Origin of the sequence: Coprococcus sp. TF11-13, from assembly GCF_003481085.1 — a bacterium.
Lineage (GTDB): Bacteria > Bacillota > Clostridia > Lachnospirales > Lachnospiraceae > Coprococcus > Coprococcus aceti.
Genome location: NZ_QUKK01000003.1, coordinates 130,764 through 152,925, shown reverse-complemented (window position 1 = coordinate 152,925; position 22,162 = coordinate 130,764). Strand labels below are relative to the sequence as shown.

17 protein-coding genes and 1 pseudogene are annotated in these 22,162 nt (G+C 44.5%); 3 read left to right on the top strand and 15 right to left on the bottom strand.

The window, feature by feature from the left end:
- Positions 1-17 precede the first annotated feature (17 nt).
- Genes DXD11_RS07160 through DXD11_RS07150 form a run of 3 tightly spaced genes read right to left on the bottom strand, consistent with a single transcriptional unit; the run spans position 18 to position 3,998 of the window.
- Positions 18-875: a carbohydrate ABC transporter permease gene (locus tag DXD11_RS07160; protein WP_118017265.1), complete on the bottom strand. Its 858-nt coding sequence runs from the start codon at positions 873-875 to the stop codon at positions 18-20.
- Positions 872-1,723 (bottom strand): carbohydrate ABC transporter permease, encoded by an 852-nt coding sequence (locus DXD11_RS07155; RefSeq protein WP_118758070.1) that lies wholly within the window; start codon positions 1,721-1,723, stop codon positions 872-874. Before DXD11_RS07155 ends, DXD11_RS07160 begins: the two co-directional genes overlap by 4 nt.
- The gene (locus tag DXD11_RS07150) at positions 1,716-3,998 is read right to left on the bottom strand and encodes an ABC transporter substrate-binding protein (RefSeq protein WP_118017261.1); all 2,283 of its coding nucleotides are present in this window, start codon (positions 3,996-3,998) and stop codon (positions 1,716-1,718) included. The genes DXD11_RS07155 and DXD11_RS07150 overlap by 8 nt, the downstream gene beginning before the upstream one ends.
- Before the next feature lie 199 nt (positions 3,999-4,197).
- Here DXD11_RS07150 and DXD11_RS07145 point away from each other — a divergent pair, with 199 nt between their 5' ends.
- Both DXD11_RS07145 and DXD11_RS07140 read left to right on the top strand, forming a co-directional pair.
- Positions 4,198-4,890 carry a response regulator transcription factor gene (locus DXD11_RS07145; RefSeq protein ID WP_158547604.1) on the top strand — a complete coding sequence of 231 codons (693 nt, stop codon included), beginning with the start codon at positions 4,198-4,200 and terminating at the stop codon, positions 4,888-4,890.
- Positions 4,887-6,152, top strand: a complete 1,266-nt coding sequence (locus tag DXD11_RS07140; protein ID WP_118017259.1) for a sensor histidine kinase — start codon at positions 4,887-4,889, stop codon at positions 6,150-6,152. Before DXD11_RS07145 ends, DXD11_RS07140 begins: the two co-directional genes overlap by 4 nt.
- Before the next feature lie 48 nt (positions 6,153-6,200).
- Here the strand turns inward: DXD11_RS07140 and DXD11_RS14860 are convergent.
- The 12 genes and pseudogenes from DXD11_RS14860 to DXD11_RS07080 form a co-directional block, all read right to left on the bottom strand.
- A pseudogene (locus DXD11_RS14860) lies at positions 6,201-6,278 on the bottom strand (hypothetical protein); the annotation flags it as partial.
- Between the two features lie 84 nt (positions 6,279-6,362).
- On the bottom strand, positions 6,363-7,637 hold the full coding sequence (gene fliB, locus DXD11_RS07130; protein ID WP_118758069.1) for a flagellin lysine-N-methylase: 1,275 nt from the start codon (positions 7,635-7,637) through the stop codon (positions 6,363-6,365).
- Positions 7,638-7,674: 37 nt separating this feature from the next.
- On the bottom strand, positions 7,675-8,712 hold the full coding sequence (locus DXD11_RS07125; RefSeq protein WP_118758068.1) for a sensor histidine kinase: 1,038 nt from the start codon (positions 8,710-8,712) through the stop codon (positions 7,675-7,677).
- 24 nt (positions 8,713-8,736) lie between these two features.
- On the bottom strand, positions 8,737-9,423 hold the full coding sequence (locus tag DXD11_RS07120) for a response regulator transcription factor (RefSeq protein ID WP_118758067.1): 687 nt from the start codon (positions 9,421-9,423) through the stop codon (positions 8,737-8,739).
- A gap of 64 nt (positions 9,424-9,487) precedes the next feature.
- Complete coding sequence (locus tag DXD11_RS07115) at positions 9,488-11,971, bottom strand: ABC transporter permease (protein WP_243105831.1); 2,484 nt, start codon at positions 11,969-11,971, stop codon at positions 9,488-9,490.
- Positions 11,964-12,662, bottom strand: coding sequence for an ABC transporter ATP-binding protein (locus DXD11_RS07110; protein WP_118758066.1), 699 nt, complete (start codon positions 12,660-12,662; stop codon positions 11,964-11,966). Before DXD11_RS07110 ends, DXD11_RS07115 begins: the two co-directional genes overlap by 8 nt.
- A gap of 198 nt (positions 12,663-12,860) precedes the next feature.
- Entirely contained in the window at positions 12,861-13,664 is an 804-nt protein-coding gene (locus DXD11_RS07105) for an HAD family hydrolase (protein WP_004850024.1), read from the bottom strand.
- A 104-nt stretch (positions 13,665-13,768) separates the two neighbouring features.
- On the bottom strand, positions 13,769-15,757 hold the full coding sequence (locus tag DXD11_RS07100) for a glycoside hydrolase family 31 protein (protein ID WP_118758123.1): 1,989 nt from the start codon (positions 15,755-15,757) through the stop codon (positions 13,769-13,771).
- Between the two features lie 10 nt (positions 15,758-15,767).
- Positions 15,768-16,493 carry a sce7726 family protein gene (locus DXD11_RS07095; protein ID WP_117550781.1) on the bottom strand — a complete coding sequence of 242 codons (726 nt, stop codon included), beginning with the start codon at positions 16,491-16,493 and terminating at the stop codon, positions 15,768-15,770.
- Between the two features lie 148 nt (positions 16,494-16,641).
- Entirely contained in the window at positions 16,642-17,565 is a 924-nt protein-coding gene (locus tag DXD11_RS07090; RefSeq protein ID WP_015533746.1) for a DnaJ C-terminal domain-containing protein, read from the bottom strand.
- Positions 17,566-17,758: 193 nt separating this feature from the next.
- Positions 17,759-19,060, bottom strand: coding sequence for a phosphopyruvate hydratase (gene eno, locus DXD11_RS07085; protein WP_118649827.1), 1,302 nt, complete (start codon positions 19,058-19,060; stop codon positions 17,759-17,761).
- A gap of 177 nt (positions 19,061-19,237) precedes the next feature.
- Positions 19,238-20,014: a ZIP family metal transporter gene (locus DXD11_RS07080; RefSeq protein ID WP_118758065.1), complete on the bottom strand. Its 777-nt coding sequence runs from the start codon at positions 20,012-20,014 to the stop codon at positions 19,238-19,240.
- A gap of 407 nt (positions 20,015-20,421) precedes the next feature.
- Here DXD11_RS07080 and DXD11_RS07075 point away from each other — a divergent pair, with 407 nt between their 5' ends.
- Entirely contained in the window at positions 20,422-21,945 is a 1,524-nt protein-coding gene (locus DXD11_RS07075) for a Mur ligase family protein (protein WP_118649724.1), read from the top strand.
- The last annotated feature ends 217 nt before the right edge of the window (positions 21,946-22,162 follow it).

The following is a 22,162-nucleotide window of genomic DNA, read 5'->3' as shown; positions in this document are numbered from 1 at the left end:
CCTACAATCTGCCTTTATCAATCTTCGGCAGAACCTATTGATATTCCATCAGCCAGAATTCCCCTACCGACATAGAACACGATCAGTGACGGAATACAACTGAACAGTGCAAATGCAAACGCTCTTCCCGCACTTCCCTCCGTCACATTTGGCAGATAAACAGACAATGGCCACAGGTACTTGTCCTTGAGAAACACGACCGGCTGCTCCACAACATTCCAGTATTCGAGAAATCCCAATATCACTGCAGCTATGATTCCTCTCTTTGCTATGGGTATGGCCATGTGTAAAAATATAGTGAAACTGCCCGCACCATCCAGCCGTGCCGCCTCTACCACTGAATCCGGGATCTGCTCAAATGCGCTATACATAATAAATATCGGAAAGGTTGAGAACATCAACGGCAGAATAATCGCCCAATGCGTATTTATCATGTTTAGCCTATTTAACACAATGTACTGCGACAGCATTGTCACCTGAAATGGAAGTATCATGCAGAACATATACAGACCAAATATCAGATTTGCCCATCTGCTGCCGCTCCGCGACAACCCCCACGCTGCTGGCACAGCGAACACAAGCTGTCCGGCTATCACCACCCCGACTATCTTCACGGAATTCCAGAAAAGTACATAGTATTCCGGAGTGTCAAATAACAGTTCTACAATATTTTTAAATGTCGGATATAGCGGGATCATATGCCACACAACATGTCTCGCACCACTATCTGCCCCCTGAAACAACAACTGATCCAGCTCCATCTCACCCATAAATGTTCCACTTAACAGAATCAATAAAGGGATTACCGCCAGCGCCGCTCCCATTATGACCAGTATCTTCAATAACAAATGTATCCCCTCTGCTACATACCTCATTTGATTCCACGTCCTCTCAGTAAAATCTTTCTTTTATATTTAACTGATATCTCATGCCAATCAGTGAGACATACTAAACGAATTATAAGTATGATTCCGAAAAATACCACGGCTGTCATAACTGCCCCCGCCGTAAGCCTGCTGATTTCCAGCTTCTCAAACCAGTTGTTAAACACATGCTGTATCTGATATATGCTCATGTCCGGATAGCTGCCTGCCATCAAATATTGCTCCCTAAATATCTTAAGGGAATTCACCACAGACAACATGGCAACTATGAAAAATGACCTTTTCATATTTGGAAGCGTGATCCTGAATAGCTGGGTATATCTTCCCGCTCCATCAACTCTGGCAGCATCGTACACAGTCTCCGGTATCGCCGACAACCCAGACATCCATATAAGCATATTGTACCCTGTGTTCTTAAATATAAATGTGCCCACAAACAGCCAGAAGACCGCCTTTCCCGAAAGAAGATCAGCAAACAATAGCCTCCAGACCACCGCAAGTGAATTTGATGGTATAACAAGCGGCACGAGAAATGCAAACCTGACTGCGCTGCTTTTCATTCCATATACCTCTACCGCAGCTATCAACGAGATTACCATGAGAAGTGGAACACTCACCAGCTCAAACTGCAGGGAGTTGCCTGCTGCTAGTCTGAATGCCGTATTTTCCCATACCGCTTTGTAATTTTGCAGTCCTGAAAAGCCGCCATGCCCCACACTCTGAAATGACGATATAAATACATCCATCAGCGGAATAACAACAAAGATCATAACCCCAAAAAAACCCGGAATCACAAATCCGACTGTTCCTTTTGTCCTTCTGCTAACTAATTTATTCACTCAAATACACCCCTAAAAGTTTATCTATGGAATTAACTGTGCTGTCCAGACTATCCCCATTTTCAAGATAGTCTCCAACGTTATCCCTTATCACACTGCGCACCCTCGCATCAGTATTCGACGGAGTATCAAGCTCTCTCAATTTATCTATATAGTCCTCAAGATACTCATCCTTACGCCAATACGACCAATCCATGTAATCATTTCCCCCCAGGGTGATCTTTCCTCCCGGAGTTCCCATGGACTGTGCCTCTCTGTTCCATTCCCGCACGCCCTCCATATTGACCGGATTTCCACATTCAACGCCGTAATATATTTTCTGTACATCCGTACTGAACAGATCCTTCATAAAACTTATAGCCTGATCTAAACTCTTTGATCTGGAATTTATCGCAACAACCGTGTTTGGCACAAACACCTTTCCTCCACCATTTCCCCATATTTCATATGCGTAATCCGTATTTTCGCCGCTCTCACCTGTTCCGACCTCATAGTCCTCTTTTATACTGTAAAAACGCCAGGATTCTCCCATCGTCTTCATGTTCACAAATGCTGTTTTTCTTCCAGACCAGGCGCTGTTGAACAGCGGGCTCATATACTCACTGTTTATAGCTTTTTTTATCTGATCACTGTAGGTGCCCCACGTTGCACTCCACTCATCAATCTGATCCTGAGTCGTCCTTTCCATCTCCGTGTCATACAAAAGCTTTAAGTCCTCTAGAAATTTTCTGAGCATCTCTTCGTCATAATTTCCATTGCTATCCACAATCTCCGATGCGTATCCTGAATACAATATATCAAAATAACACTCCCAATTATAGAATGACAGGTCATTTCCATATTTTGGTCTGTCTTGACTGCTTATATATGCTGCAAGCGACTGTACATCCATCATGTTCTTTACCTCTTTTTCCGGCCCGATAATTGCAGTAAACGTCTCCATGGATGGAATTGCGTATATCGAACCATCCTCTTTCCTGTATGTGTTGAGAACATTTTCCAGACAGTCTGAATTTTCCTCCAGTATATCGTCATACACCTGTGACAATTCCAAGAGCACTCCGGTATCCTCATAGCTTCCCACATTCAATCCGTCCATTATGATAACATCAGGTCCCTCACCAGCGAGAAGCTGTGTATTGAGCGCTCTTATTGCATCGCTCTCAGATATTCCATTATCATCATCTATTCCCCATGTATACTTCACCGTCATGTCAGAATGGTATTCCTCGTACCATGAGATGAGAGTTTCATAGCTCTCTGCATAATATAACGAATATAGTGTAACTTCATTATCACCCATCTCTTCTTTGTCTTCTGCTGAAGCATAACCTGAATCATATGAATACACCACCACATACTTTCTTCCACTCTTGCCACCAGCTATCGCAACAAATGTATCACCGCCTTCAACCACATAGTCGTACTCAATATCTGAATCCCTGAACGTAGCAAGTCTAATTCCCAGCCTATCCTTCAGCTTATACTCATATAAACCTGTGCTCAGCATAAGATACAGTGAGTCCGAATCTTCGTCATATTTCATGATATTTCTGCAGCTCACCGCATCCATCCCCTTTTCGTTGAAGGTCTCGTCCAGGTCGTCCGCCATACTCTTATCAAATGCTGTGATGTTTTCAGTCTCACTTCCATCGGATATGTCATATGACAGAAGGCTCCTCTCTGTCAAAACCATAATCCTGTCGCTCGCCACACATATATCTGTGTAATTCATATTTTTGATGACAAATCTCTCTTCACCATCCATTGAAAAACACCTTATATCACCGCCCGGGCAGCCCGAGATATAGCCGGATCCGTCAGCAAGCACTCTGATAGCTGTCACATTTCCCTCAAATTCATCAGATAGCTGTCTGACCTCTCCATTCCCTGTTATGACGGCTATCCTGCTCTCCATGTCTCCATCTCCCAAGACACTGCTCAAAGCTATATATATACTTCCATCCCCATCAACATATGCCGCTGATATCTTCTCGTCCACTGACATCACGAAAGCTGAGTCAAGCTTTTCCTCCTGTACCTCACCATTAGGTGACATGAATGTCAGCTTTACAGCCTCGCCGTCAGAATTTTCTCCTATACACACATAACCGTCCTGTGTCTTTCCTATTCCATACACCTCCGCCACATTCAATTGTGTCATCTGATATTCAGACAGTTCCTTCACCACCTCTTCATCTCCTGATGTTCCAGCGCAGCCACAGCATATTATCATGACAGCGGCAAGCAGTAAAAATATATTTATACGCCCCATGATTACCTCCTTTTCCCCAGTTAGCACTTCCTCTATTCACATATTTTCATGTACAAATTGTAGCATCTACAGACTCTCAGATTATCTAAAAACCATCTAAATTGCGTATACCGCTTTCAAACGCTCCCCAAATGAATTACTATAAAGTAAGAATGAAATGAACTACATTCCAGATTACAATAACGAAAAGGGGATATGTATGAACCTGCTGCTTGTGGAGGACGACCTCAATCTTGGGAAAATACTGAAAAGACAAATGGAAGATCACGGAATATCTGTGACGCTGTGTACAACTGGAAAGCAGAGCACAGAGCTCATATATTCCGGGGTGGATATCGACATCCTGGTGCTTGACTGGATGCTCCCTGACATGTCCGGTCTGGACATTCTCAATCAGTTATACTTTGACAGGATATCGATACCCGTGATTATGCTCACAGCCCTTGGGACACTCGAGAACAAAACTGCAGCATTTTCCCACGGTGCCGACGATTATATTGTCAAGCCTTTTGAATTTGATGAGCTGTTGGCTCGTATAAACGCACTTTACCGAAGAACCCAACAGATTGGTACATTTGACTATTCATATGGTGATGTCACTTATATGCTCGACAGCCGGACACTTCAATGTGGTACCCAGTCGGTGCGGCTCACCAACAGAGAATCCCAGCTATTTGAATTATTGCTGAGATCTGCTGGTAAGCTGGTAAGTCAAGACGAGATCATCGAAGCCATATGGGGACTGACCTCAAATGTGGGAAATGGGAATATACTGAATTACATTTATTTTCTGAGAAACAGATTAAAAACCATCCATAGCAGTCTTGTGATAAAGGTCGTATACGGCAGTGGCTACATGCTAGTCTGCAGAAAGGAGGACACATCTATATGATAGAACAGCTCAAAAGAAAACTTTCCATATTTCTCTCCTCCGTCATAGCAATTATTCTGACTGCCATGTCCATTCTTCTGCTCCACACTGTGATAAAGGAGTACACAAACAGCACGTACATATCGTACACAAGGGATGTAAACCTTTTATTCTCATATCTTGAACAGGTGAGCATCATAGACATGCCTATCCTCAATGAATATAGTGAGAAAAATCTTAATATAGACGTGCTGCGAAACAACAACACAATCGTCTCCACGAACAGCTTTGCAGAGAGCGCGTCAATTTTTGAAGCTGCATCTCCTTACAATCAGCCGATGTACTGGAAAGATTATTACAATGCGATAAATCAGGGCGAAAACAACAGGAGATTTTATATTGTCAGATATGATCATACCGACTACTGGAACAGCTACAGCATCATAAATATAGGTGGAAATTTCTATACCATACACACCATATTCAACAACGCTACGCTGTCTGCATACAAAGCAAAAATGATGATTTTATTTCTGATCATTACTACCATAGCAATAATACTTCTGTCCATATTCTCATGCATTTTTACAGGCAGGATACTTATCCCTGTAAATGTGGCTTATAAGAAACAGGATATGTTCATAGCTGTAGCATCCCATGAACTGAAGACTCCTGTAACCGTCATAAAATCATGTCTCAACGGACTGTCTGGCAGTAATCCTGACAAGACTGACAATGATTATATTTTGACAGCCCAGAGGGAATGTGACAGAATGACCGATATGGTGAACAATCTCCTGACATTTGCTGATATAAAGAAGTCAGGCAGGGATAACTTCGATGACATTCACCCGGAAGATATAATAATAGAATTATACGATCGCTTTGAATCAATTGCCATGCAAAAAAGTCTTGACCTGGCAGTATCCATACCTGACAATCCCCTTTCACCTGTCTACATGGACAGGGATAGAATGCTTCAATGCCTATCTATTCTGGTGGACAATGCCATATCATGCACCGCCGATGGACAGATAGCAATATCTGTATCCGCGGATGTTTCAAATCTATACTATACAGTATCAGATACAGGTTCTGGAATAAGCGATGAAGATAAGCCGCACATTTTCGAAACCTTCTATTCCAGACGCAACGACCATAAAAATCACTTTGGACTCGGTCTCAGCATCGCCAGGAGCATAGCAGAGCTCCACGGTGCTGACATAACAGTCAGTGACAATATTCCGCACGGAAGTATATTTACTATAACATTTAAGCTGTAAGTTACTTATTTCTACAAGCGGTGTAAGGCTTAATTTTGCAAATCGTTTTTACTTTCTGCCAGCCTGCGTATTTGCAACTATATAGCTGTAATACACTGTATCAAGCATCTCCCTGTCGTTGAAGTCATCGCCAAAGCTTTTTCCATTTCAGACTTATACATTTCTATCATGTTGTCCAGAATTTTCATCATCTCCTCACAAACCAATAGACTAATCTATCTTTCCAAACCAATCCAGCACTTCCACCTTCTCCAGGTTTTCGTCAGAATGCTCTATCTCCCTTGAATATCTGTATGCCAGTTCTATGAGGTCATCCATGGAAATCTGCTCTCCATTTTTCAGCCATCTGGCCATGAGCAGCATATAAAGCTCAACAGCATGTCCTACGCAGGCCTCCACTTTGCCGATGATGTTGTCGTCGTACACGGCTCCCAGAAGATATATCGAGATGAAGTATACTACGATCTGCTCTAGCACAATCTCCATAGAAGGCAGTATTTCACCGACAGATGCATCGCAGAAATCAGAGTTCAGATCGCGCATGCCTTGATCATCAGCATTTACATTCTCTTCTGAAGCATTGCTGTCCGCAGCCCGCTCATCTGCCATATCCTGACACGCAGAATGCCTGCGCCACCATGCCTCAAACCTTCTCCTGTTCTCCGCAAATGTTTCCGCGCCATCGCTGAACAGAAGACTCTGTGACTCTATGAGCACATCCTCCCAGTCGTCGTACAAAAGCTCCAGCTCGCCCTGAAGAAAGCCAAACTGTCTCTGTAACAAGACATATTCATCATCTGAAAAGACTTCATTATTGATCTCCGTATTAGAATGCTCTGGGCAAGATTCTAATTTCCTGCAAATCTCCGGCTTATCCTGCTCCTCACACTCATCCCACATGACAAGGTCGCCCTCATCATAGTGTCTCTGTGCCGACGCGCCAATCTGAAGCACCCGCTCGATTCTGATCCGGATGTCCACACTTCTGTCCTGAATGACATTCAGTATCGCCTCCCGGATATCCTCCAGATTGGAGTACAGGAAATAATCAAAGTCATCGAACACTTCGTCCTCATCGTCCTCCTCGGTCACAAATGTCACCTTGCCCGTGATGTTCATCAGCATCCGTGCCACCTCCGGGCACGACAGAGACAGCGAGATCTCACGGACATTTTCAAATTCCTCTGTGTGTCTCGGGTACTCTCTGCATGTGGTGCAGAGACTGTCCTTACCCATGTGTATATACAGATCACACAGCATGTCATCCCGCAGAAATGCACACTTTCCACTTCTGCCGTGTCTGAAAACGCCTTCTTTCCAATTTACCTTGCGGCGCAGCTCATCCCTGTACTCACCATTATAATCCTCATATTTTTCCAACGAATCATCATCTATCACTATCTGCCATTTGCCGCAGCATGTGTCCGGGCATTTGTCCGCTATGCAGCTGAATTTCTTATAATAATCCGGGTATGTGTAAATCATATGTACTCCTTTATATATAATCATGCCATTATTCCATTCATCGGCTCTGCAGCACGATCACGAACTTGTTACCATCCTTTTGTGGAATAACACTTAACATTCCGCCCTGTTTTTCTATGATCTCCCTTGACAGATAAAGACCTATTCCAACGCCATCCTTGTCACCGGAATTTCTGCCACGGTAAAACCTCTCAAATATATGTGTACGCTCATCCTCTCCTATTGGTTCATTCTCATCTGTCACACTGATTTCAACCGTGAGCCCTAGTTTTCTGACCGACAGGACTATCTCACTTCCAGTTTTTCCGTATTTTATCGCATTATCCAAAAGATTGAAACACGCTTCCGCAGTCCATCTTCTGTCATGCTGTATATCACATTTCACCTGTTCATCATATCTGATAGTTATATCGGCGTTTTTCGCACTCACATATACATCTTTCACTGCCTGCAGCACAGTGTCATTTATACTCTGGCTTTTCACATCGAGATTGATAAGTCCGCTTTCCAGTCTGGATACCTTTATCATACTCTCCGAGAGAAATGACAAGCGCTCCACCGCCAGTTCAAGGACTTGCAAGTACTGAGTACGCTCATCATCACTTATATCCGGATTTTTCAGAAAATCCGTGTACATCCTCAGGTTCGATATTGGCGTCTTCAGTTGATGGGAAAGATCCGATACCAGCCCCTTAATCTTCTCATGCTCCAGCCTCTCTCTGGAATTCTGAAGCTTCAGCGCATCGATTATCTTGTCAACCTTGCTCTGCAGCCTTGATACCAGCGAGTCATCATTTTCCGGAAATACCTGCTGCCGTTTCAGCTCAGAGAGATTGTCCAGAAGATCCGACATAGCTGCCACGACCTCCGAAATAAAGTCATCATCCGCCTTCTGCAGCAACTTTATGACAACAAACATAACTACACCACACGCCAGTGCACCTATGGCCGCAAGTATTTTTCCTGAACATACATACTCAAATACTGCTAAAAACACAAACAAAAGAAGTGAGCATACATACAGCATCCTCACTCTCTTCGTATATTTACCATAGTTTTCAATATATTTATCCATATTATCTCTGTTATCTACCCCTGCCTATGTCTCGCCAAATGTATATCCGATTCCAAACACCGTGATCACGTACTCCGGATTGCCGGCATCCTTTTCTATCTTCTGACGAAGTCTTCTGATATGCACATTCAGCGTGTTCTCATCCACATAATTTTCATTGTCATCCCAAATCTTCTGTATGATCATATCCCTTGTGAGAACGCGCCCCTTATTTTTTATCAGCAGTTCCAGTATCCTGTATTCCGTAACGGACAGCTTTATCGGTTCATCCGATATGTACACCTGCATCCGTTCAAAGTCAACACTCATATCCCCATAATGAAAACGTTCATGCTTTACCCCATCCAGTGCATTTTCACTTCTTCGAAGGACTGCCTCTATCCGCTGATACAGAAGTTCCACGGAAAACGGCTTCGCTATATAGTCATCGCAGCCGGCCAAAAACCCCTCTATCATATCAGCCTCCGTATCTCTTGCCGTGAGGAAGATGATCGGGACCTTTGTACTTTTTCTCAGTTCTCTGCAGTAGTCAATGCCCCTTCCATCGGGAAGGTTTCTGTCAAGCAATATCAGATCAAAGCCATGTTCCAGACAGCCATCCGCCTCCTTGCATGAGTACGCAGTTTTAACTTCGTATCCCCTCTTTTCAAGGAATAGCTTCACACCTCCACATATGATCACATCATCCTCCACGACCAAAATACGTTTCATACTTTCTCCTATCAATTACATGCTGATTCCATATCATTTTCATAACTCCCGGTCTGCCCAATATCTATGATGCTTCTCTCAGCCGGCTTGTCACCGTATCTTTTGTCACAAGTCTGAACACCATCGCCGGAACCACAATGCATATAGCAAACAGCATAGCAGCTACTCCGGCAACAAGTGCATACGGATAATGAAACACTGCATAATCGGCTATATTCACACTTAGCCGGCCAGCCCCATACATCATAAGACTTCCAAGCGTCACAATAAGTACTGTTGTTATAATACCATAAAACATGCCCTCGTACATAAGCATATTACGTATCTGCCTCTTTGTCATTCCAACGCTCTCAAGCACTGCCAGTTCCAGTTTTCTCGTATATACACCGGTGATCATGACATTGATATAATTCACCACTCCGATAAGTATCAATATGATCGACATTCCACCACCTATCACCTCAAGCGACAGCATAGACTTCTTGAATTCTGAGCCCTCCACCGACTTGATATCACTCCCGGCTATGACTGGATTTTCCTTTACGATGCGCTGTACATATGGTGTCACTTCTGATTCTTTTCCTTTCTCCGCATCCGCAATGATGCATGAGATCTCCGCATCCGGAAACAGATCATCCATCACCGCATCACTCACAAATATCGCCTCTGGAGCTCCACCAAGTGTCCAGTAATATCCGGCGGTGATTGCTGACTGCTCTGTTCTCATCATGGCTGCACCGACTGAGATCTGTCTCTTCCTGCCCGTCTGGTCATTTACAAGTGTCAGAGTCTTATCCGCCATCCGCTCCGACGCTGATATGGAATCTACATAACCTATCAGACATACCTCTCCTTTTTCAAATGCCTCTATATCTATCTTCTGTCTGGCAGTTTTGTTGTAAAGCTTTATCATATCAGAATTGACCGATATCAGCGGTGCCCCATACTGTGCCTCACTGTTGGTCGTTGTCTCATAAAATGTCGCAAGAGATTCCGGGTCATCCTCGCTCTCAATAAACGGTGCATAAAGTTCAGCATCAAATGGCAGTTTTACCTTTGCGCTTCTGTTCACCTCTACAGTACCCATACCCGGAATGTTTCGCATCTGTTCCGCGATGTCTGCCATGGTCGCCTGAGGCTTATAGTTATCTGATTCTCCGCCGCCATATAGCACATAATCATTGTGAAGATAATGCTCTATATAACTGTCCGCATCCATGCATGATATAAATGTATTCACACACAGAAATGTAACTGAGCCCATGAATATCGATGCAAACACAAGTATACTTCTCTTTTTTTCACGAAACACATTCCTCCATGCCATCTTCCAGGGCCTTCCTCCACTGGTGGACTTATATCTTGTTCCTGATATATTTCCAGTATATTTCATTGCATCGATTGCAGATATCTTCCCGGCATATTTTGCCGGTTTCCTCGCACTTATAAATACAGTCGCAAATGCAAATACCACGGAGAATACATATATTCCCGGATTGAAACTGACCGCCGATGAAAGTGCAGCTTCCCTGTCTATCGACAGCATGTTCATAGCAAGAGGAACAACGCCAAACGACACCGCAGTTCCAAGGAGTACCCCTATCGGAATTCCTACACAAGCCAGATATAGGGCCTGTTTTTTCACTATCTTCTGTATCTGGGACATCGTAGCCCCGATGGTCTTGAGCATTCCATAGAATCTTATATCCTTTGTAACAGATATATACATTACATTATATATAAGAAGATATCCACTAAGGAGTATCATAAGAGCTATAATGCCTATACTTATAGCTATAAAAACACGGTTTGAACCATTTTCAGACTGAACATCATATTTCACGTCAAACTTCTGGTCCTGCCTCAAAGTAACATTCTTCTCAAGTTCATCTTGGAGTTTATCACCCTTGCCCTCCTTTGCGGAGATACTGACACGTCCATCCTTCTGCATATCTATCCCCTGGGAATCCACATATTTCTTTGACACCAGGCATACGCTGCTCTTGGCAAATCCTGTGTACCAGCCTGAGAGCACAAAATTTTTTCTCTCACCATCCATCACAAACGTAACATTCTGGCCTACCTTTGGCGACGTGATACCCATATTGTCAAGTATCTGCTTTGTGAGCATTATCTCATTCTCATCCTTCGGATAACTGCCATTTATATCGGTTATGGCAGGTTTCAGATTCTCATTAAATTCTGTATCATCATCATACTGAAGCAGATAACTGTACTTGCCTGATCCCGTGCTTACTGTCTGTGCATCGATCTGTATTCCCGCTGCAAGAAGTGACGGACAGGCCTTTATATCATTTATCTGACCTTCAGATGGACGCTCCATATATATAGAAGATCTTGTTCCCTGAAGTCTGAGCTGCATCTGGTTAAGATTTTTAGCTATTGAAAATCCCAATGTAAATACGGCCGTGAACATAAATGTTGTGAGAACGATCGCCAGAATAACAATTACATTTCGCACTTTGTTCTGCTTTAACATGCGGTGATATATCCTGCTCACCGCCGCCTGATTATTGTTTCTAAGCATCCTTCTCACCCCCATCTGGTACTCCTGCTGAGAAGATCCTGCCATCTTCGATCCGTATCATCTGGTCTGCCATGGTTGCTATCTCTTCATTATGAGTGATCATCACTATCGTCTGTGCAAATTCTTTACCAGTCAGCTTTAACAATGCAATGACATCCATACTGGTCTTGCTGTCCAGATTGCCTGTCGGCTCATCAGCCAATATGATAGAAGGTTTTGCTGCCAGCGCTCTGGCTATCGCAACCCTCTGCTGCTGGCCTCCTGACAGCTGGTTCGGCATGGAAAGTTTCTTTTCCGACAAGCCGAGCACATCCATAATTTTATCTACATACGCAGTGTCTATCTTCGTTCCATCCAGCTCGATCGGAAGCACTATATTCTCATACACATTTAATATTGGCACCAGATTGTAATTCTGGAAAACAAATCCTATCTTTCGTCTTCTGAATATCGTAAGTGCCTCATCGTCCATTTCAAAAATAGCTTTGCCGTCCAGTATAACATCTCCTGATGTTGGCCTGTCGAGACCCCCTAAGAGATTTAGAAGTGTTGACTTTCCACTTCCCGAACTGCCTATGATAGATACAAATTTTCCCTCTTCAATATCAAGTGACACATCTGTAAGCGCATGCACGACATTGTCTCCTGTTCCGTATGTCTTTGTAAGATTGTGGGTTGATAATATATTCATGATACCTCTTCCTTTTCATTTTCTTGTCTGTTCTATCTGATGATTTTATTCTAACATCCACATCTTACAATCTTATTACGTTTAATATTAAGATTTAGTGGTCACTGCTTACATTATCAATAAAAGGCCCAGCCACTGTTAATAAGAGACTGAGCCTTTGATTTCTTTCCATTATTTATGTCTGTTTCTATACTTCGCCTACAAGTTGGCTGCCAGCACCTGCTCCATAACCTGGAGCACTCCACGCTCCTCATTGGATGGGGCGCGGAATCTTGCAAACTTCTCCATGCCAGGCTGCGCATTTGCCACGATATAGCTGTAGTATACCGTCTTCAGCATCTCCGCATCGTTGAAGTTGTCTCCGAATGCCATCATCTCACTGGTATCGATACCAAGAAGTTCTCCGATCTTTCTCATGGCCATTCCCTTATTGATACCTTTATTCATGATGTCGATCCATTCTCTTCCGCCCACAGTGACTGAGAAGTTATCTCCAAAACGTGGCGTATAGATCTCTTTGTACTTCACAGCGGCATCCTTATCCGGAGCAAATATCGTAAACTTATTGGACTCGACGTCAAGGCTTCTCATATCATCAACAAACACAAGATTACTGAGAAATGCTTTGAAAAACTTCGCATACTTCTCGTATTTTTTCAGGACATATGCTCCGGATAGGGCACACAGTACAGCAACACCATCCGTCTCGTCCTCCACAAAGCGTATCATACTCTGGTACTCTTCCACATCCATCAGGCTCTTGTATATGATCTTGCCGCAATTGGAAATAGCCGCACCGTTATCACCGATGACCACCATCTTATCCATCTTGTCTCCGAACATGTCCCTCAGGGTGTACATGGGTCTTCCGCTGGCTACAACAAAACGAATCCCCTTCTCATCCAGCCTGTCAATGTAATCAAAGAAACCATCCGGGAGTTTTCCATTCTCCATAAGCAGTGTATGATCCATGTCGGATGCTATTAATTTTACGTTCTTCATGTCTTCTCTTCCTTGTATATTCTCTAATGTTATATTCTCTGATGTCTATTAGGTAATATTATATATTAACCATGCCTCTGCCAGCTTATTCCTTGCCATGCATCTTATTTAAATAAGAGCGCACAATTCTTCTCCAGATCATACTCTCTTGTATAACCGTCATCATCGTACAGCATATAACTGCTGTTCTTATAGCCGATCAGCTGCATTGTAGTCTTGTCAATATCAGCAACGCACTCCGCCACATCCACGACAGGTATACATTTGCCGTTTCTTACAAACAGGATGACCTCATTTTCCGGAACCTCCACGAAGTGATGTCCTGCAGGCATCTCCGTCTGCGTGGCGCTGCCATCTGACGTAAACCTTACAAGCATCATATTCTCCGGCAGATACACATATCTTCCGATGGCATTCTGCGTGTAAACCGGTGCGATCATGATCTCATTTCCAAGCATGAGCTGATCCTCCACATGGGCTGCGATCTTATCATCTGGATATTCAAATGCCAGCGGCTTGAACATCATGTCGTCCGTCAAGGCAGCCTTCATGTACTCGCTGTATATATATGGAAGCAATCGGTAACGGACACCGATCACATTCCTGAAATCCTCTATATGCTCAAACTGATAGCACTCCTGATCTCTTGTACCCTCACAAGAATGGTCACGCATGAGCGGAGTGAACACACCGAGTGCGAGCCATCTGAGAAGAAGATCCCTTGAAGTATCACAGCCAAATCCGCCGAGATCCGCGCCCGTATACAGGAAACCGCACATATTCATGGACGGAAGCATCTTGATATTGAGCAGGATGTGTGACCACCACGATTTGTTATCGCCCATCCAGACGCCGCCATAACGATGCATCCCTATATAAGACGATCTGGAGAACAAAAGTCGTCTCTCATCCGGTGAGATCTCGCGAAGCGCCTCGCCTGCCGCCCTTGTCATGTTATATCCAAAGAGGTTGTGAACCTTGTCGTGACGCACCATCTCCCCATCCACATTGTGATACATAGATGCGTAATCCTTCGGATTGTTGGCAACACCTGCCGCCATACCCGAGATGCCCCAGACATCGTCCACAGTCTCGTCCTTCTCAATGAACTTCTTCATAGCTTTCTTCAGCTCGCTCACGCCCTCCGGGGTGAAGAAGATCGCCGGCTCATTCATGTCATTCCAGAAGCCCTCTATACCTGCATCCGTGAGGATCTTGTATTTTGCACCGAACCAGCGTCTCGCCTCAGGGTTCAGCACATCAGGGAAATGCGTATATCCCGGCCATACCGCCGCAACGAAATCACTTCCATCTGCTCTCTTGCAGAAGTAGTTATTTGCCACGCCCTCCTCATACACATCGTAACCTTCCTCAATCTTTACTCCGGCATCGATGATCGGGATCAGGCGTATATTATCCTTTTTCAGATTCTCCACATACTCCGAAAAATCGCCAAAGTCGTCATTTATGGTGAAATCCTTATAGCTGTCCATGTAATCTATATCCATGTAGACCATATCGATCGGGATGTGGTTCTCTCTGTATTTTCTCGCCACCGTCTCAAAGTCCTCCGGTGTCTTGTATCCCCAGCGGCTCTGTCCAAATCCAAATGCAAACTTTGGCGGGATATAACTCCTTCCGATCATCTTCCTAAACTGCTTCGTGATATCATATGGGCTGTCACCTGTTATCACATAGATATCCAAATCTGCGCTGTCACAGAAAATATGCAGCTCATCGCACTTCGTATATCCCACGTCAAATGTGATCGTGGATGGATAGTCAAAATACAGGCCAAATGTCTGCGCTCCTGAAACTATAATAAAGTTGTGTGATGCATACAGTGAGTATACATCCTCGTGATGATGCGGATTGTCTGCATTGTTGCTTATGTACTTGTAGCCTCTCTTGTTGATTCCTCTGTTCGCCTCGCCAAGGCCATACACTATATCACTGTCCTCAAGACCAAATGTGTACGAAAATCCGGCTGTTAAGTCTATATTGCCGTGATCTGGCTGTCCTTTTTCTGCTGCGATATCTACCACTACTGATTCTGTCTGAAATGGCTTTCCGTATGTATACTTCTTTATCATGCTGTCACCTCTATGCATCTCTCTTTTTTCTTCTGTATCTCTTTTTCTTTCTCCTGACCGTCTTGCCGCGCTTTGCCGCCTGTGCCTTTCTGAATTCCTGTATCTGCTCGATCATGGCGGCATAATCCCTCTCGAACAGGATCTCACTTATCTCATGGTGCACGATCTCCGCCGGAAGTCTGTCCACTATAAGTGTCCTGACGAAATCCTTGCTCTTTCCCTTATACATCGGAAGAATGTAGGTCTCCTGGATATGTGCAAGCTCCGGTCTCCACAATATACGTATGGTACGAAGCAGATCAGCCCGTGGATTAGGCTGCATCTCCCTGACCACGTAGAAATCGATCTTGTGAGTCAGCTTGTCTGACACTCCATCCTCCAGGCCTTCTGCATCTGGCTTGCCATCTGTATCTGACTTGATGCCTGTATCATATTCTTCAACAGATATGATCCCCCAGTAGTCTGGTACATGCTCTGCCACATGACCTGCATGTGTACTTCCCACCACCACGATATTCTGGTCAAAATATAGATCATAGTCTGCTACCTGACTCTCCAGCCGCGTGTATGTATCCGCATCACTTTTTATCTCGATTCCCACTATCTTGTCTGGAATGACCATTACCACATCCGCACGGGAGTTTCCGACGGTCTTCTCCTCAAGGATACGCACCTTGCCATATCGCTCCTCAAGGAAATCAAACAGGGGTTCTCGTATATCTTTATCTAATAACATTTTCCCTCCTGAAATCAATTGTTTTAAGTAATCTTTATATGTATTTTTGTCTGCAAAGTCAAGAATCTCCCGCTTTAGCTGAGAAAACCAGGGCAGACCGCTCATAAAGTGAGCTTTCCGCCCTGGTTTCTATGTGAACATAATATTATCAGCCCTTGTTCACAAGCTCTGTGAACTTCTTAAGCGCATCCTTCGCCTCTGGTGAAATGTTCCTTGGAACTGCAATTCTCACGGTAACATAATGATCTCCATGGGTATTGCCGCCCCTCGCCTGGACACCCTTGCCACGAAGCCTTATCTTGCTTCCCGACTGAGTACCCGGTGCTATCTTGCACTTCACATCACCGAACATGGTGTGGACCAATATCTCTCCACCGAGAACTGCCGTGTCAAATGGCACAAGAGCCGTGGTGTATATATCCAGACCCTTTCTCTCATAACCTGCCTTGTCTCTTACATTGACCTTCAGCAGCATATCTCCAGGCTGACCCTTGCCGGTTCCGGGATATCCCTTGCCAGCCAGTCTTATCACACCGCCGTTGTCTATACCCGCCGGAATGTGTACAGTGAACTGGGAACTTCCTCCCCGTCCATCATTGAACGACAGAGTCTTGTCGCAACCATATACTGCATCATCAAAATCTACCGTGACACTTGCCTCCATATCTCTGCCCCGCGCATTGAAGCTTCCCTGACCGAATCCGCCAAATCCACCTCTCTGTGAGCGGCCACCGCCGCCAAAGAACGAGCCAAATATATCGCCAAACATATCACCGAAGTCTCCACCCTCAAAGTGGAAGCCTCCGCCTCCGAATGGATCACCACCGGCGGCTCCACCGGAGCCATCGAATGCAGCCATTCCAAACTGATCATACATCTTCCTCTTCTCGGCATCAGACAGTACCGCGTAGGCCTCAGAGGCCTCCTTAAACTTCTCTGCAGCCGTCGCATCGCCAGGATTCGTGTCCGGGTGGTATTTCTTCGCCAGGGTTCTATATGCTCTTTTTATCTCAGCGTCTGTGGCTGTCTTTGATACGCCGAGAACTTCATAATAATCTCTTTTTGAAGCCATGATTCCTACCTCCCGATAAGCCTATGTATAGTTTAACACTATCTGTCAAGTGATTCCATATTTTTAATGTTAAAATACACACATATTATCTGGCAATTTTTAGTCATTTTTTTATTTAATTAAAGTATAAAAAAAGCACCTCCACCGATGATTCCACCAGTGGAGATGCATTCGTATGGCTAATGCTATTATCCTACTGCTTTACGTTGAAAGCTTTGATTCCAGGATATACAGCTGAGTCGCCAAGCTGCTCTTCGATTCTGAGGAGCTGGTTGTACTTTGCAACTCTCTCTGATCTTGAAGGAGCACCTGTCTTGATCTGGCATGTGTTGAGTGCTACTGCGAGATCTGCGATAGTTGTATCCGCTGTCTCACCTGATCTGTGTGATGATATTGCTGTGTATCCAGCCTTATGAGCCATCTTGATAGCCTCAAGTGTCTCTGATACTGAGCCGATCTGGTTGAGCTTGATAAGGATACAGTTTGCGCATCCCATCTTGATACCCTTTGCAAGTCTCTCTGTATTTGTAACAAACAGATCATCACCGACAAGCTGTACCTTGTCGCCAAGTCTTGTTGTGAGCTTCTGCCATCCTTCCCAATCCTCCTCGTCGAGACCATCCTCAATTGAGATGATAGGATACTTCTCAACAAGCTTTGCCCAGTGCTCGATGAGCTGCTCTGCTGTATACTCTGTTCCAGCCTTTGGAAGCTTGTACCAGCCCTTTCCCTTCTCGCTCTTCCACTCTGATGAAGCAGCATCCATAGCGATCTTGAAGTCCTTACCTGGCTCATACCCAGCCTTCTTTACAGCCTCGAGAATTGTCTCGATAGCCTCCTCGTCAGACTTAAGTGCCGGGGCAAATCCACCCTCATCACCTACTGATGTAGCAAGGCCTCTCTCCTTGAGGATTCCTGCAAGTGCGTGGAATACCTCTGCACACCATCTCAGACACTCCTTGAATGATGGAGCGCCAACTGGCATGATCATGAACTCCTGAACGTCAAGTCCTGATGACAGAGCATGACATCCACCGTTTACGATGTTCATCATTGGAACTGGAAGCTTGTTTCCTGAGATTCCACCGAGGAATCTATAAAGAGGAATGTCAAGTGATATTGAAGCTGCTCTTGCTGCTGCGATTGAAACTGCAAGGACAGCATTTGCTCCAAGGTTTGACTTGTCCTTTGTTCCATCAGCCTTGATCATTGCTGCATCAACTGCATATATATCAGACGCATCCATTCCTGTAAGTACGTCATTTATAGTAGTATTTATATTCTCTACTGCTTTCTGAACACCCTTGCCGAGGTATCTTGACTTGTCTCCATCACGAAGCTCAAGTGCCTCAAACTCACCTGTGGAAGCTCCACTTGGCGCCGCACCACGGCCTACTGTTCCATCTGCCAGATACACCTCCGCCTCAACTGTTGGATTTCCTCTTGAATCAAGGATCTCTCTTCCTATTACCTTTTCGATCTCAAGATAATTCATCATTTTTATATTTCTCCTTTCTTGTATCGCGCGAGTATAACCCCTGCTGTCCCTCCGATTCAGCAGTTTACAGAGGGTACAGGAGCTCACATGATCTACGATGTTAGTTTAAGCTAACTTATGTTTAAAATCAACATAAGTAGTTGCTCATATTTTATCATTTAGCATTTTTCGTCATTATCCAAGTGCCACATCCAGCACCATCATAAGAGCGAAGCCCACCGCCGCACCGATGGTTCCTATATTGGTATGCTCGCCCGCCTGAGACTCAGGTATCAGCTCCTCTATGACCACATAGAGCATGGCTCCCGCCGCAAATGCAAGGAAATACGGAAGAAGTGGTGTGACCTGGACAGCCAGCAGTGCTGTGAGGAAACCTCCGACCGGCTCCACAGCTCCGGACAGCATTCCATACAGAAATGCCTTCTTCTTGCTCATGCCCTCGCCAACAAGCGGCATGGACACAATTGCACCTTCCGGGAAGTTCTGTATAGCGATTCCTATGGAAAGTGCAAATGCACCTGTGATGGACACGCCCATATTGCCCATGGCTGCGCCGGCGTACACAACGCCCACTGCCATGCCCTCGGGGATATTGTGGAGCGTGACTGCAAATATCATCATGGTCGTCTTCTGAAGCTTTGACCTGACGCCCTCCGGTTTGTCACTTTCCAGATGAAGGTGCGGTATCACCGTGTCAAGAACAAGCAGGAATATGATTCCAAGAGCAAATCCGATAAGTGCCGGCAGCCACGCTATCTTGCCCTGTGCCTCCGCCATGTCTATTGACGGAATGAGCAGTGACCATATGGACGCCGCGATCATGACCCCCGCCGCAAACCCGAGCAGAGCCTTCTCCACAAGCGGAGAGATCTTATCTTTCATAAGGAAAACCATGGCCGATCCCAGTGTTGTTCCGGCAAATGGTATAAATAATGTTATGAACTCTGACATTTCATCACCTCTTTATAATATGTATTCTGTCTATACTATATTCATATAACCTCTTCACTAGTTCATCTTTCTTTTTTAAATTGCGACTACAATTTAATTGAACAGATGCACTTTGTCAACACAAGTTTTTGCATATGATAGAAGTTATCAATACCGGGTCAAAATGCTTCGCATTTCGACAATTTAAGTGCTATAATACCTGATGTTATGCTATAATAGGCATGGTTATACCAGCTTGGATATATTTGTATGCAAATGGAGATAAATATGAAGAGAACAGAACTAATGATCTGAGTATTTTTTATTTGACATAATTATTTATAGAAAGCATAATAAGTGATACATTTAGTCGTACGGATCATAAGTCCGTACAAATACAATAAAAGACACATTCCAAGGGGAAAAGTATGAAAGAGAATTTACAATTTACAGCTTTATTGGATATTTTAAGCGGGCAGGATCTTATAACTGAATATTCGGAGGATTGCAAAGACATCACTCCTTCCCATATAACCATCAATTCCAAGGATGTGGTCCCAGGTACATTCTTCGTGTGCAAGGGTGCCTCATTTAAGGAGGATTACCTGAAATCAGCCATCGCACAGGGCGCCATCGTATATTTGTCACAGCAAAAGTACGACGACGTGGACATTCCTTATATTATTGTAAATGATATAAGAAAGGCCATGGCTCTTGCTGCCAGATGGTTCTTCGGCAATCCAGGCGATAACATGGTCAAGGTCGGGATCACCGGAACAAAGGGAAAGACCACAGTTACATTTGTCATGAAGGATATACTGGACAAATACACCGACAACAGATGCTCAGCATTCTCAACCCATGAGATTGATGTTGGAACAAAGGTTTTTGAGACCACTCTCACCACACCTGAGCCTATTGAACTCCAGACATACTTCGACATGGCTGTAGATGAAGGCTGTACACACTGTATAATGGAAGTTTCTTCCCAGGCCATGAAGATGAACCGCATCTACGGAGAGCACTACAAGGTCGGAGTATTTACCAATATCGACTACGATCACATCAGCCCGACAGAGCACGCCTCCATGGAGGACTATCTCGGATGCAAGGTATCCTTCCTGAAGCAGTGCGACAACGTTGTGCTGTACAGTGACACAAGATATTTTGAAACTATATATAATGAAGTAAGGGACAAGCACGTTGTTGTATACGGAAGCAAGGAATCAATTGAAAAGCTCATGTCAAGGGATGACGATTTCTTTGAAAAGGATACTGAATTCGCCAGCATCCACAATGAAGATCTCACAGACCATAACAGCTACTTTGAGCTTATATACGGAGGAGAGAACAGAGCATACAACACCAACCTGATCGGTGATTACAATGTTGAAAATATTGTTGCCGCCATCATCTCCTCTCTTCTCATCGGCATTCCAAATGATCAGATCAGAAGCAGCATCAGAGATGTATATGTTCCGGGAAGACTACAGGTATATCACTGGAAGGATCGCACATTTATGATCGACTACGCACACAACTATATAAGCATGTACAGACTGTATGAGATGGTTAAAAAGACCATGAAGCCAAAGTCTATAACCGTTGTATTCGGCTGTGGCGGTGAGCGTTACAAGAAGCGCCGTGAGGATATGGGAAGACTTGCTGAGCAGTATGCCGACAAGGTTGTTCTCACCATGGAGGATCCGGGCTTTGAGTCCTGTGAGGAGATCTGTAAGGAGATCAAGCAGTACATCACAAAGCCTTGCTATATAATCGTTGACAGGGAGCAGGCTCTCACAAGAGCCCTCGATGAGGCTCAGCCTGGCGAGCTTGTCATCACGACTGGAAAGGGTATTGAGAGTACCCAGAGAATCAATGGAACTTTTGTGCAGTGTCACTCTGATGCGCAGGTCATCGAGCACTGGCTGACAGAGCATCCGGAGAAGTAAGGGACGGACGGTAATCAGTCCTTCATCTGTATTCAGTTCATGAAAAAAGAGATGTATGTTGTGTATGTGCTATCACGTTCGACTGCTGTCGCTTCAGAATTTTCCATTTGCACTCGCTTACGACCGCGATAAGGGCGCTGCGGTCTTCAGCTCGGCAGGAAAATCCTGAAGCTCGGCAGTCTTCACTACCGATAGCCCATACACAACATACATCTCT

Bases quoted from the DNA above. Each gene is read 5' to 3' on its own strand.
- DXD11_RS07160 (WP_118017265.1), bottom strand. From the start codon at position 875: ATGAGGTATGTAGCAGAGGGGATACATTTGTTATTGAAGATACTGGTC.
- DXD11_RS07150 (WP_118017261.1), bottom strand. From the start codon at position 3,998: ATGGGGCGTATAAATATATTTTTACTGCTTGCCGCTGTCATGATAATA.
- DXD11_RS07145 (WP_158547604.1), top strand. From the start codon at position 4,198: ATGAACCTGCTGCTTGTGGAGGACGACCTCAATCTTGGGAAAATACTG.
- DXD11_RS07140 (WP_118017259.1), top strand. From the start codon at position 4,887: ATGATAGAACAGCTCAAAAGAAAACTTTCCATATTTCTCTCCTCCGTC.
- fliB (WP_118758069.1), bottom strand. From the start codon at position 7,637: ATGATTTACACATACCCGGATTATTATAAGAAATTCAGCTGCATAGCG.
- DXD11_RS07125 (WP_118758068.1), bottom strand. From the start codon at position 8,712: ATGGATAAATATATTGAAAACTATGGTAAATATACGAAGAGAGTGAGG.
- DXD11_RS07120 (WP_118758067.1), bottom strand. From the start codon at position 9,423: ATGAAACGTATTTTGGTCGTGGAGGATGATGTGATCATATGTGGAGGT.
- DXD11_RS07115 (WP_243105831.1), bottom strand. From the start codon at position 11,971: ATGCTTAGAAACAATAATCAGGCGGCGGTGAGCAGGATATATCACCGC.
- DXD11_RS07110 (WP_118758066.1), bottom strand. From the start codon at position 12,662: ATGAATATATTATCAACCCACAATCTTACAAAGACATACGGAACAGGA.
- DXD11_RS07105 (WP_004850024.1), bottom strand. From the start codon at position 13,664: ATGAAGAACGTAAAATTAATAGCATCCGACATGGATCATACACTGCTT.
- DXD11_RS07100 (WP_118758123.1), bottom strand. From the start codon at position 15,757: ATGATAAAGAAGTATACATACGGAAAGCCATTTCAGACAGAATCAGTA.
- DXD11_RS07095 (WP_117550781.1), bottom strand. From the start codon at position 16,493: ATGTTATTAGATAAAGATATACGAGAACCCCTGTTTGATTTCCTTGAG.
- DXD11_RS07090 (WP_015533746.1), bottom strand. From the start codon at position 17,565: ATGGCTTCAAAAAGAGATTATTATGAAGTTCTCGGCGTATCAAAGACA.
- eno (WP_118649827.1), bottom strand. From the start codon at position 19,060: ATGAATTATCTTGAGATCGAAAAGGTAATAGGAAGAGAGATCCTTGAT.
- DXD11_RS07080 (WP_118758065.1), bottom strand. From the start codon at position 20,014: ATGTCAGAGTTCATAACATTATTTATACCATTTGCCGGAACAACACTG.
- DXD11_RS07075 (WP_118649724.1), top strand. From the start codon at position 20,422: ATGAAAGAGAATTTACAATTTACAGCTTTATTGGATATTTTAAGCGGG.